Annotated in this window: 11 protein-coding genes; 6 read left to right on the forward strand and 5 right to left on the reverse strand. The window is 71.0% G+C overall.

Annotation, left to right across the window (positions count from 1 at the left end; translation table 11 throughout):
* Position 1 precedes the first annotated feature (1 nt).
* On the reverse strand, positions 2-1,120 hold the full coding sequence (gene tal / locus K7G60_RS11460; protein ID WP_225800730.1) for a transaldolase: 1,119 nt from the start codon (positions 1,118-1,120) through the stop codon (positions 2-4).
* Between the two features lie 37 nt (positions 1,121-1,157).
* Positions 1,158-3,245 carry a transketolase gene (gene tkt / locus K7G60_RS11465; RefSeq protein ID WP_225800731.1) on the reverse strand — a complete coding sequence of 696 codons (2,088 nt, stop codon included), beginning with the start codon at positions 3,243-3,245 and terminating at the stop codon, positions 1,158-1,160.
* Positions 3,246-3,586: 341 nt separating this feature from the next.
* Between tkt and K7G60_RS11470 the strand changes: the two genes are divergently transcribed.
* From K7G60_RS11470 to K7G60_RS11480, 3 genes are all read left to right on the forward strand, one after another.
* Positions 3,587-4,540, forward strand: coding sequence for a heme o synthase (locus K7G60_RS11470; protein WP_225800732.1), 954 nt, complete (start codon positions 3,587-3,589; stop codon positions 4,538-4,540).
* A gap of 145 nt (positions 4,541-4,685) precedes the next feature.
* On the forward strand, positions 4,686-5,006 hold the full coding sequence (locus K7G60_RS11475; protein WP_225800733.1) for a hypothetical protein: 321 nt from the start codon (positions 4,686-4,688) through the stop codon (positions 5,004-5,006).
* Positions 5,007-5,076: 70 nt separating this feature from the next.
* Positions 5,077-6,177, forward strand: coding sequence for an amidohydrolase (locus K7G60_RS11480; protein ID WP_225800734.1), 1,101 nt, complete (start codon positions 5,077-5,079; stop codon positions 6,175-6,177).
* A 69-nt stretch (positions 6,178-6,246) separates the two neighbouring features.
* Here the strand turns inward: K7G60_RS11480 and K7G60_RS11485 are convergent, their stop codons facing one another.
* From K7G60_RS11485 to K7G60_RS11495, 3 genes are all read right to left on the reverse strand, one after another.
* Positions 6,247-7,209: a heme A synthase gene (locus tag K7G60_RS11485; RefSeq protein ID WP_225800735.1), complete on the reverse strand. Its 963-nt coding sequence runs from the start codon at positions 7,207-7,209 to the stop codon at positions 6,247-6,249.
* A gap of 73 nt (positions 7,210-7,282) precedes the next feature.
* Positions 7,283-8,047, reverse strand: coding sequence for an ABC transporter permease (locus tag K7G60_RS11490; protein WP_225800736.1), 765 nt, complete (start codon positions 8,045-8,047; stop codon positions 7,283-7,285).
* Positions 8,044-8,970: an ABC transporter ATP-binding protein gene (locus K7G60_RS11495; RefSeq protein ID WP_225800737.1), complete on the reverse strand. Its 927-nt coding sequence runs from the start codon at positions 8,968-8,970 to the stop codon at positions 8,044-8,046. Before K7G60_RS11495 ends, K7G60_RS11490 begins: the two co-directional genes overlap by 4 nt.
* 182 nt (positions 8,971-9,152) lie before the next feature.
* Here K7G60_RS11495 and K7G60_RS11500 point away from each other — a divergent pair, with 182 nt between their 5' ends.
* From K7G60_RS11500 to sufB, 3 genes are all read left to right on the forward strand, one after another.
* Positions 9,153-9,971: a DUF72 domain-containing protein gene (locus tag K7G60_RS11500; protein ID WP_225800738.1), complete on the forward strand. Its 819-nt coding sequence runs from the start codon at positions 9,153-9,155 to the stop codon at positions 9,969-9,971.
* A gap of 103 nt (positions 9,972-10,074) precedes the next feature.
* On the forward strand, positions 10,075-10,800 hold the full coding sequence (locus K7G60_RS11505; RefSeq protein ID WP_225800739.1) for a metalloregulator ArsR/SmtB family transcription factor: 726 nt from the start codon (positions 10,075-10,077) through the stop codon (positions 10,798-10,800).
* On the forward strand, positions 10,797-12,212 hold the full coding sequence (gene sufB / locus K7G60_RS11510) for a Fe-S cluster assembly protein SufB (protein ID WP_041128639.1): 1,416 nt from the start codon (positions 10,797-10,799) through the stop codon (positions 12,210-12,212). Before K7G60_RS11505 ends, sufB begins: the two co-directional genes overlap by 4 nt.
* Positions 12,213-12,267: the final 55 nt, after the last annotated feature.

Consider the following 12,267-nt stretch of genomic DNA (forward strand, 5'->3'; position numbering starts at 1 on the left):
CTTACGCCTCCGAAGGTGCGAGGCGCTGAAGCTCCGCCTCGGTGGACTTGAGCAGGTCGTTCCAGGACGCCTCGAACTTGTCGACGCCCTCGTCCTCCAGGAGCTGGACGACGTCGTCGTAGCTGATGCCCAGCTTCTCGACGGCCTCCAGCTCGGCGCGGGACTGCTCGTAGGTGCCGCGGACGGTGTCACCGGTGACCTCGCCGTGGTCGGCGGTGGCCTCCAGGGTGGCCTCCGGCATGGTGTTCACCGTGCCGGGGGCGACCAGGTCCACGACGTACAGCGTGTCCTTGTACGCCGGGTCCTTGACGCCGGTCGAGGCCCACAGCGGACGCTGCTTGTTGGCCTGCGCCTTGTCGAGGGCGGCCCAGCGGTCGGAGGAGAAGACCTCCTCGTACGCCTCGTAGGCCAGACGGGCGTTGGCCAGGGCGGCCTTGCCCTTGAGCGCCTTGGCCTCGTCGGTGCCGAGGGCCTCCAGGCGCTTGTCGATCTCCGTGTCCACGCGGGAGACGAAGAAGGACGCCACCGAGTGGATCTTGGAGAGGTCGAGGCCGCGCTCGCGGGCCTTCTCCAGACCCGCCAGGTAGGCGTCCATGACCGCGCGGTAGCGCTCCAGCGAGAAGATCAGCGTGACGTTGACGCTGATGCCGAGGCCGATGACCTCGGTGATCGCCGGCAGACCCGCCTTGGTGGCCGGGATCTTGATCAGGGTGTTGGGGCGGTCCACCAGCCAGGCCAGCTGCTTGGCCTCGGCGATGGTGGCGGCCGTCTCGTGGGCGAGACGGGGGTCGACCTCGATGGAGACCCGGCCGTCCTGGCCGTCGGTCGCGTCGAAGACCGGCCGCAGGATGTCGGCGGCGTCACGGACGTCCGCCGTCGTGATCATGCGGATGGCCTCGTCGACGGTCACCTTGCGGGCCGCGAGGTCGGCGAGCTGCTGGTCGTAGCCGTGCCCCTCCGAGATGGCCTTCTGGAAGATGGACGGGTTCGTGGTGACACCGACCACGTGGCTCTGGTCGATCAGCTCGGCCAGGTTGCCGGACGTGATCCGCTGGCGCGAGAGGTCGTCCAGCCAGATCGCGACGCCTTCGTCGGAGAGGCGCTTGAGAGCGTCTGTCATGGGAGTTGCATCTCCAATTAAGTCGTACGTACGGACGTCAGCGCGCGGCGGCGGCCAGGGATTCCCGGGCGGCGGCGACGATCGCCTCCGGCGTGAATCCGAACTCGCGGAAGAGGACCTTCGCGTCCGCCGAGGCGCCGAAGTGCTCCAGGGAGACGATCCGGCCGGCGTCACCGACGTACTTGTGCCAGGTGAGACCGATGCCGGCCTCGACCGCGACGCGGGCCTTGACCGACGGCGGCAGGACCGAGTCCCTGTACGCCTGGTCCTGCTCCTCGAACCACTCCACGGACGGCATCGAGACCACCCGGGTCGGGACGCCGGCGGCCTGGAGCTGCTCCCGGGCCTCGACGGCCAGGTGCACCTCGGAGCCGGTCGCGATCAGCACGACCTGCGCCTCGCCGCCCTCGGCGTCGAAGAGCACGTAGCCGCCCTTGACGGTGTCCTCGTTCGGGGCGTACGTCGGCACGCCCTGGCGGGTGAGCGCCAGACCGTGCGGGGCGCCCTTGCCGAAGACCTTGGTGTGGCGCTGCATGATCTCGCGCCAGGCGAGCGCCGTCTCGTTGGCGTCGGCCGGACGGACCACGTTCAGACCCGGGATCGCGCGCAGCGAGGCGAGGTGCTCCACCGGCTGGTGCGTCGGGCCGTCCTCGCCCAGACCGATCGAGTCGTGGGTCCAGACGTAGGTCACGGGCAGGTGCATCAGGGCCGACAGGCGCACGGCGTTGCGCATGTAGTCGGAGAACACCAGGAAGGTGCCGCCGTAGATCCGCGTGTTGCCGTGCAGCGCGATGCCGTTCATCTCCGCGGCCATGGAGTGCTCGCGGATGCCGAAGTGGATCGTGCGGCCGTACTTGTCGGCCTCCGGAAGCGGGTTGCCCTCCGGCAGGAACGACGAGTCCTTGTCGATCGTCGTGTTGTTCGAGCCGGCGAGGTCGGCCGAACCGCCCCACAGCTCCGGGATGACCGCGCCGAGCGCCTTGAGGACCTGGCCCGAGGCGGCACGGGTGGCGACGCCCTTGCCCGTCTCGAAGACCGGGAGCTTCTCGGCCCAGCCGGCCGGCAGCTCGTTCGCCTGGATGCGGTCGAACTCGGCGGCGCGCTCCGGGTTGGCCGTACGCCACTCGGAGAGCCGCTTCTCCCACTCGGCGCGGGCCTCGCGGCCGCGGTCGCCGAGCGCGCGGGTGTGCGCGATGACCTCGTCGGAGACCTCGAAGGTCTGCTCCGGGTCGAAGCCCAGGACGCGCTTGGTGGCCGCGATCTCCTCGTCGCCGAGCGCCGAGCCGTGCGCGGCCTCGGTGTTCTGCGCGTTCGGCGCGGGCCAGGCGATGATCGAGCGCATCGCGATGAACGACGGACGCTCGGTCTCGGCCTCGGCGGCCTTGATCGCCGCGTACAGCGCGGCCGGGTCCAGGTCGCCGTCGGCCTTGGGCTCGACGCGCTGGACGTGCCAGCCGTAGGCCTCGTACCGCTTCATCGTGTCCTCGGACACGGCGGTCTCGGTGTCGCCCTCGATCGAGATGTGGTTGTCGTCCCACAGCATGATCAGGTTGCCGAGCTTCTGGTGGCCGGCGAGCGAGGACGCCTCCGCGGAGATGCCCTCCTGCAGGCAGCCGTCACCGGCGATCACGTAGATCCGGTGGTCGAACGGCGAGGTGCCGTCGGCGGCCTCCGGGTCGAACAGGCCGCGCTCGTAGCGGGCGGCCATCGCCATGCCCACGGCGTTGGCGACACCCTGGCCCAGCGGGCCCGTGGTCGTCTCGACGCCGGCGGTGTGGCCGTACTCCGGGTGGCCCGGGGTCTTCGAGCCCCAGGTGCGGAAGGCCTTCAGATCGTCCAGTTCGAGACCGAAGCCACCCAGGTAGAGCTGGGTGTAGAGGGTCAGGGACGAGTGGCCGGCGGAGAGGACGAACCGGTCGCGCCCGACCCACTCGGGGTCGGCCGGGTCGTGCCGCATCACCTTCTGGAAGAGGGTGTACGCGGCAGGCGCAAGGCTCATCGCGGTACCGGGATGGCCGTTGCCGACCTTCTGTACGGCGTCCGCGGCCAGAAGGCGGGCGGTGTCGACGGCCCGCTGGTCCAATTCGGTCCACTCGAGGTCTGTGGTGGTCGGCTTAGTGCTCACCCTGGGTCAGGGCTCCTCTCCACATGTCTTGAGCCGGTGACTGAGGGTGTACCGGCGTTGTCGAGCCTACCCCCGCGGAACGCCCCTCTTTTCGTGTCCATGCCCCTCAAATGAGCGGAGAAATGAAAGGACACAGCAAGACTGCCGGTGGTCGTACGAGTTCGCCTCCCGAGGTTCACCCGGAGCCGCCCCGAACCGTGTCCACCCCTTGGGACGCACCGCACCAACACGACCCCACCCCCGCGAAGATCGGCGTCTGGGCAACGTCTACAGTGGCGTGGTACGCGCAAGCTTTACCCCTTCTTCACCGGGGGAGCTTGCTGGGAATTTCTCTGTCAGGGGTGTGCGTGACGGCCGTCGAGTCCCGACCCGCAGGGGTCGTCTTGACTCCCAGCCCGGGGGGCCATAGGCCGTTCGGGGCCCGCGTCAAGGCATTCGTGGCGCTGACCAAGCCGCGGATCATCGAACTGCTGCTCATCACGACCGTTCCGGTGATGTTCCTCGCCGAACAGGGTGTGCCGGACCTCTGGCTGGTGCTCGCCACCTGCTTCGGCGGCTACCTCTCGGCGGGCGGCGCCAACGCGCTGAACATGTACATCGACCGGGACATCGACGCCCTGATGGACCGCACGTCCCAGCGCCCGCTCGTCACGGGCGTGCTGACCCCGCGCGAGGGCCTGGTCTTCGGCCTCACCCTCGCCGTGGTCTCCACGCTCTGGTTCGGCCTGCTCGTCAACTGGCTGTCCGCCGCGCTCTCGCTCGGCGCGCTCCTCTTCTACGTCGTGATCTACACGATGATCCTGAAGCGGCGCACCGCGCAGAACATCGTCTGGGGCGGCATCGCCGGCTGCCTGCCGGTGCTCATCGGCTGGTCGGCGGTGACCAACTCGATGTCGTGGGCCGCGGTCATCCTCTTCCTGGTCATCTTCTTCTGGACGCCGCCGCACTACTGGCCGCTGTCGATGAAGGTGAAGGAGGACTACGCGCGCGCGGGCGTGCCGATGCTGCCGGTCCTCGCCTCCAACAAGGTCGTCGCCAAGCAGATCGTGATCTACAGCTGGGTCATGGTCGCCGTCTCCCTGCTGCTCACCCCGCTGGGCTACACGGGCTGGTTCTACACGGCGGTGGCGCTGCTCACCGGCGGCTGGTGGCTCTGGGAGGCGCACGCGCTCCTCAACCGCGCCAAGGCGGAGGTGACGGGCGCCAAGCTCAAGGAGATGCGCCTCTTCCACTGGTCCATCACCTACGTCTCGCTGCTCTTCGTCGCGGTCGCGGTGGACCCCTTCCTGCGCTAGGGCCTGATCCGACGCGAATCGCCGGACACGCCCTGGGCGCTCGGCGCGCTCATCTGAGGACGTACGGCGTACGGCCGGGTCACGTGGGACAGCCCACACGGCCCGGCCGTCGCCACTGGATCTACCCCTCGGTAGCATCCGTGTCATGGCAGAAACGAAGCAGGAAGAGCGCAGGGCGGCCAGGCTCGCCAAGGAGATCCAGGCCTTCTCCAAGGCGCACGGCGGCTGCGAGGGGCACCTCGCGCACATCGGCCAGGCGGGCACCCGGATCGTCCTGGTCGGCGCCGACGGCGGCTGGGGCGACCTCGTCGCGCGCACGCACGAGATCGCGCGGCAGGCCGCCGAGAAGGCCGGTCTGACCCTTCACGAGGAGTTCGACGGCGAGTTCGCCGCCAAGGTCGCCACGGGCCCGTACGAGTGGACCCGGATGGCCGGCATCCAGATCGGCGGACCCTCCAACAGCTGAGGCGACAACCTCGCGCGGGGCTCACCCGTTAGGACGTGTGGAGACACGTCCACGCAGGGAGCCCCCCGAGATGATCGACACGCCGCACCTGGTGGACCAGCACTGCCACGGGGTGCTCCGTACGGAGCTCGGCCTCGGCACCTTCGAGGCCCACCTCGGCGCCCACCTGGGCGGAGCCGCCGCACTGCCCGCCGCGGGCACCACCTTCTTCGACACCCAGACCGGCTTCGCCGTGCGCCGCTGGTGCCCGCCGCTCCTCGGTCTGGAGCCGCACTGCCCGCCCGCCCGCTACCTCGCCCGCCGCCGCGAACTCGGCGCCGCCGAGGCCGGCCGCCGGCTCCTCCGCGCCTCCGGGATCTCCGCCTACCTGGTCGACACCGGGCTCCCCGGGGACCTCACGCCCCCCGCCGAACTCGGCGCCGCGGGTGCCGCCGAGGCCCACGAGATCGTCCGCCTCGAACCCCTCGCCGAGCGGGTCGCCGACGCCTCGGACACCGTCGAGGCCTTCCTCGCCGACCTCGCCGAGGCCGTCCACGGGGCCGCCGCCGACGCGGTGGCCTTCGCCTCCGTCCCGGGAGCGCCCCGAGGGCTCGCGAGTTCGCCGGAGCCGCCCGGACCGGGCGAGGTGCGCGGGGCTGCGGGCCGCTGGCTGGCCGCCCGCCCGGCCGGCGGCCCGCTCACCGACCCCGTCCTGCTGCGCCACCTGCTCTGGATCGCGGTCACCGCCGGGCGCCCCCTCCAACTGCACACGGGGGACCGGGACCCGGCCGTCCTGGCCGGTTTCGCCGCCGCGACCGCGGGCCTCGGCTCCGACCTCGTCCTGCTGCACGCCTATCCGCACCACCGGGCGGCGGCCCACCTGACCGGACTTCACCCGCACGTGTACGCCGACCTGGGCCCCGTACTCGCCCACACGGGGGCCCGGGCGGCGGCCGTCCTCGCCGAGGTCCTGGAGCGGGCGCCGTTCGGCAAGCTGCTGTTCTCCAGCGGCGCGCGGGGACTGCCCGAGCTCCACGTGGTCGCGGCGAGCACGTTCCGCTCGGCGCTCACCCGGGTGCTCGGGGAGTGGGTCATGGACGGCGCCTGGTCCCGTACGGACGCGCAGCGGGTGGCCGGGATGATCGCGGCGGAGAACGCGAAAAGGGTCTACCGGCTCGAGGGGAGCCGGTAGACCCGTGGGGATTTCGGATCCTGGATACGGATCTCGGATCCGAGATCCGTATCCAGGATCCAAAGGCCGTCAGGCCGTGGCCGCCAGCTCCGGGTCCGCCTGGGCCGGGATGCCGGGGGCGACGAGCGGGCGCTCGCGCAGGCTCAGGGCGAGGCGCAGGACGGCGATCCACATCAGCGAGGAGCCGAGCATGTGGGCGGCGACCAGGAGCTCCGGGACGCCCGTGAAGTACTGGACGTAACCGATGGCCCCCTGGCCCAGCAGCACGATCAGCAGGTCGCGGGCGCGGGCCCTGGTGTCGTCGGGGGCGTCCACCACGCGCAGGACCAGCCACATGGCGAGCGCGAGGGCGCAGACGACCCAGGCGGCGATCGCGTGGACGTGGGCGGCGTCCGTCCAGTCCCACGGCATGCGCGGGACGTCGCTGCTGTCGCCGGCGTGCTTGCCGGCGCCGGTCACGGTCGTGCCGAGCACGATGAGCAGCGCGGAGACGCCGGTGATCGCCCAGGACAGCTTCCGGACCGGGCGCGGCACCCGCGGCCGGGGGGCGGTGTCGCCCTCGCCGGTGCGGTGCCAGGTGATGACGGCGACCGTGAGCAGGGAGTTCGCGGCGAGGAAGTGGCCGGCCACCGTCCACGGGTTGAGGCCCATCCACACCGTGATGCCGCCGATGACGGCGTTGCTCATCACGATCCAGAACTGGGCCCAGGCGAGCCGGGTGAGCCCGCGGCGCCAGGGCTTGGTGGACCGGGCGGAGACGATCGCCCAGCCGACCGCCGCCGACAGGACGTACGTCAGCATCCGGTTGCCGAACTCGATCGCGCCCCGGTAGCCCTGCTCTGGCGTCACGATGAGGCTGTCGTCCGTGCACTTCGGCCAGGTGTCGCAGCCGAGACCGGAACCGGTCAGCCGGACCGCGCCACCCGTGACGATGATGAGCACGCTCATCACGACGGCGGCGAGCGCGGCGCGCCGGAGCGTCCGGGGGGACGGGGTCCAGCGCTGGGCGATGGAGGCGAGGGGGGTCTGCACGGGCCCTATCGTAGGGCGGTGCTTGTGCGCGCTTTCACGAGGGGGGCGTATATGGCGGAACGGAACCTTACGGTTACTCCCAGCGGAAGAACCTCGCCGCCGCACCGAGCCCCAGGACCGCCCAGACGGCCAGGATCAGCGCGTCGCCCCACGGCATCGACGCCCCGTGCTGGAGGACGTCGCGCAGCCCGTCCGAGAGCGCGGAGATCGGGAGCAGCGCGAGCACGTCGCCCGCCGCGCCGAACTTCTCCAGCGGGACGATGACGCCGCCGCCCACCAGGAGCAGCAGGAAGACCAGGTTCGCGGCGGCGAGGGTGGCCTCGGCCTTCAGGGTGCCGGCCATCAGCAGGCCCAGCCCGGAGAACGCGGCGGTGCCGAGGACCAGGAGCAGCAGGACGGACAGCGGGTTCCCCTGCGGCGACCAGCCCAGGGCGAGGGCGATCACCGTCAGGAGCACGACCTGGAGGACCTCGGTCACGAGGACGGAGAGCGTCTTGGCGGTCATGAGCGCCCAGCGGGGGAGCGGTGAGGCGCCGAGCCGCTTGAGCACCCCGTACCGCCGCTCGAAACCGGTGGCGATGGCCTGGCCGGTGAAGGCGGTGGACAGCACGGCGAGCGCGAGGACGCCGGGGGCGAGGAAGTCGACGGCCTCGCCGGAGCCCGTGTCGACCACGTCGACCGTCGAGAAGAGCACCAGGAGCAGCGAGGGGATGATCACGGTGAGGAGCAGCTGCTCGCCGTTGCGCAGCAGCATCCTGGTCTCCAGGGCGGTCTGCGCGGCGATCATCCGCCCGACGGGGGCGGCCCCCGGATTCGGCGTGTACGTACCGGTGCTCACGACCGCAGCTCCTTGCCGGTCAGTTCGAGGAAGACGTCTTCGAGGGTGTGGCGCTCGACCGAGATGCGGTCGGGCATGACCCCGTGCTGGGCGCACCAGGTGGTGACGGTGGCGAGCAGCTGGGGGTCGACGGCGCCGGTGATCCGGTACGTGCCGGGCAGCGTCTCCGCGGCGGCCGAGCCGTCCGGGAGCGCCTTGAGCAGGGAGCCGAGGTCGAGGCCGGGGCGGCCGGAGAAGCGCAGGGTGTTCTCGGCGCCGCCGCGGCACAGCTCCTCGGGGCTGCCCTGGGCGACGACCCGGCCGGCGTCGACGATGGCGACGTCGTCGGCGAGCTCCTCGGCCTCCTGCATGAAGTGGGTGGTGAGGACCACGGTCACGCCGTCGGCGCGCAGCTCGCGGACCAGCTCCCAGGTGGCGCGGCGGGCCTGCGGGTCGAGCCCGGCGGTGGGCTCGTCGAGGAAGACCAGCTCGGGGCGGCCCACGACGGCCATGGCGAGCGACAGGCGCTGCTGCTGGCCGCCGGAGAGCCGCCGGTAGGCCGTACGGCCGCAGGAGCCGAGGCCGAGGCGCTCGATCAGGGCGTCGACGTCCAGCGGGTGGGCGTGGAGCTTCGCCATGTGGCGGAGCATCTCGTCGGCGCGGGCGCCGGAGTAGACGCCGCCGGACTGGAGCATCACGCCGATCCTGGGGCGCAGGGCGGCGGCGTCGGCGACCGGGTCGAGGCCCAGGACGCGGACGGTGCCGTCGTCGGGCCTGCGGTATCCCTCGCAGGTCTCGACGGTGGTGGTCTTGCCGGCCCCGTTGGGGCCGAGGACGGCGGTGACGGTGCCCGCGCGGACGTCGAGGTCGAGGCCGTCGACGGCGGTCTTGCTTCCGTACCGCTTGACCAGGCCGCGGACCCGGACGACGGACTCGTATGACATGTCCGGAAGTCTAAGGACCCGGCGGGTGCGCGCGGGCCGCGCCCCCGGGTTCCGGCCGCGACCGGAATCCGGGGGCGCCCTTCCGGCCCGGGAACGTCCCCTCGGCCCCGAGACGCGCTCCCGGCCCCGGACGCCCCCTCCCCGGCCCGGGTGAGCCGTCCCGTACGGGGAAGGGGCGGCACATGGCCGTGTACATCGGCACGTCCGGCTGGCAGTACCGGGACTGGCGGGGCGTGCTCTATCCCGAGGGCCTGCCGCAGCGGCTCTGGCTGGAGGAGTACGCGCGCGTGTTCGCGACCGTGGAGAACAACAACGCCTTCTACCGGCTGCCCGAGCGCCACACCTTCGCCGCGTGGCGGGAGCGGACGCCCCCCGGCTTCGTCATGGCGGTGAAGGCGAGCCGCTTCCTCACCCACATCAAGCGTCTGAGGGATCCCGAGGAGCCCGTGGAACGGCTGATGGGACGGGCGGACGCGCTGGGGGACCGGCTCGGTCCCGTCCTGCTCCAGCTGCCTCCGACGCTGCGCGCGGACGCGGGGCTGCTGGACGCGGTGGTCGCGTGCTTCCCGCCCGGGGTGCGGGTGGCGGTCGAGCCGCGGCACGACTCGTGGTGGACCGAGGGGATCGCCGGGGTCCTGAGGGACCGCGGGGCCGTCCTGTGCTGGGCCGACCGCGGCTCGCGGCCCGCGACGCCGCTGTGGCGGACGGCGGACTGGGGGTACGTGCGCTTCCACGAGGGACGGGCCCGGCCCTGGCCCCGTTACGGCCGCCAGGCGCTGGGAGCCTGGGCGGACCGGATCGCGGGGGCCTGGCCGGAGGGCGCGGACGTGTTCGCGTTCTTCAACAACGATCCCGGCGGCGCGGCCGTCCGCGACGCGGAGTTCTTCGCGCGTCTGATGCGTTCGCGCGGCCGGACGGTGGCCCGGACGACGGCGTGGCCGGGGGGCCGGGGCGGGCCCGAAGGGCCTGGTCGGAGGGCTGGGGATTCATCCCACGAATGATCGTTTCCGCAGGTCAGGTAAGCCTTACCTGAGTGACGTACCGCACCGTCGTCGGTCCGGACGCCGCTTGTCACCTCTCGATTAATTACGCAACAATGGCGTTGTGAAAAACGTTGGCGCGGCTCCGGTGGAGGAACTCGCAACCCGAGAGCGTTCCACGCGCAACCGGGTCGCGCGGTCGATCCTGGACCACGGTCCCTCGACCGTCGCCGATCTGGCCGGACGGCTCAGCCTCACCCAGGCGGCCGTCCGCCGCCACCTCGACTCGCTGGTCGCCGAGAACGTCGTCGAAGCCCGCGAGAAGCGCGTCTACGGGACCCGGACCCGTGGCCGCCCCGCGAAGGTCTTCGCGCTCACCGACTGCGGCCGGGACGCCTTCGACCAGTCGTACGACTCCCTCGCCGTCGAGGCGCTCCGCTGGATCGAGCGCAACGCCGGAGGGGAGGCGGCCGTCGCCGCCTTCGCCCGAGACCGGATCGAGGCGCAGGCCGGGGCGTACCGCGAGGCCGTCGAGGCGGCCGAGCCCGAGCAGCGGACCGAGGCACTGGCCAAGGCCCTCACGGCGGACGGGTACGCTGCCACTGCGCGGAACGCGCCGGTCGGCGAGCAGCTCTGCCAGCACCACTGCCCGGTCGCCCACGTCGCCGAGCAGTATCCCCAGCTGTGTGAGGCGGAGACGGAATTCTTCTCCCGCCTCCTGGGAACGCACGTCCAGCGTCTGGCCACCATCGCGCATGGTGACGGCGTCTGCACCACGTTCATCCCGCACGGCGCCCCACAGACCACCGAATCAGCATCCGCAAGCACGGCCGGGAGGAACCCCGCATGACCACCGAGATCAGCCACCCCGAGCTCGAGGGCCTGGGTCGGTACGAGTACGGCTGGGCCGACTCCGACGCGGCCGGTGCCGCCGCCAAGCGCGGTCTCAACGAGGACGTCGTCCGCGACATCTCCGCGAAGAAGAACGAGCCCGAGTGGATGCTCAAGCTGCGTCTCAAGGGTCTGCGGCTCTTCGACAAGAAGCCCATGCCGACCTGGGGCTCCGACCTCTCCGGCATCGACTTCGACAACATCAAGTACTTCGTGCGGTCCACCGAGAAGCAGGCCGAGTCCTGGGAGGACCTGCCGGAGGACATCAAGAACACGTACGACAAGCTCGGCATCCCGGAGGCGGAGAAGCAGCGCCTCGTCGCCGGTGTCGCCGCCCAGTACGAGTCCGAGGTCGTCTACCACCAGATCCGCGAGGACCTGGAGGAGCAGGGCGTCATCTTCGTCGACACCGACACCGCGCTGAAGGAGCACGAGGAGCTCTTCAAGGAGTACTTCGGCACCGTCATCCCGGTCGGCGACAACAAGTTCGCCTCCCTGAACACGGCCGTCTGGTCCGGCGGCTCGTTCATCTACGTGCCGAAGGGCGTGCACGTCGAGATCCCGCTCCAGGCCTACTTCCGCATCAACACGGAGAACATGGGCCAGTTCGAGCGGACGCTGATCATCGTCGACGAGGACGCCTACGTCCACTACGTCGAGGGCTGCACCGCCCCGATCTACTCCTCCGACTCGCTGCACAGCGCCGTCGTCGAGATCATCGTGAAGAAGGGCGGCCGCTGCCGCTACACGACCATCCAGAACTGGTCGAACAACGTCTACAACCTGGTGACCAAGCGCGCCGTCGCCTACGAGGGCGCCACCATGGAGTGGGTCGACGGCAACATCGGCTCCAAGGTCACCATGAAGTACCCGGCGGTCTACCTGATGGGCGAGCACGCCAAGGGCGAGACCCTCTCCATCGCCTTCGCGGGCGAGGGCCAGCACCAGGACGCCGGCGCCAAGATGGTCCACATGGCCCCGAACACCTCCTCGAACATCGTCTCCAAGTCGGTGGCGCGAGGCGGCGGCCGCACCTCCTACCGCGGTCTCATCGAGATCGGCGAGGGTGCCCCGGGCGCCAAGTCCAACGTCCTCTGCGACGCGCTGCTCGTCGACACGATCTCCCGCTCCGACACGTACCCCTACGTGGACGTGCGCGAGGACGACGTCTCCATGGGCCACGAGGCCACCGTCTCCAAGGTCTCCGAGGACCAGCTCTTCTACCTGATGAGCCGCGGCCTCACCGAGTTCGAGGCCATGGCGATGATCGTCCGCGGCTTCGTCGAGCCCATCGCCAAGGAGCTCCCCATGGAGTACGCCCTGGAGCTCAACCGGCTGATCGAGCTGCAGATGGAAGGCGCGGTCGGCTAACAGCCACCGCACCCGCAGCGACCGACTCACACGTACGCAGGAAGAGAGCAACACG

This window comes from Streptomyces sp. NK15101 (genome assembly GCF_020400725.1).
In the GTDB taxonomy this organism is placed as follows: Bacteria; Actinomycetota; Actinomycetes; order Streptomycetales; family Streptomycetaceae; genus Streptomyces.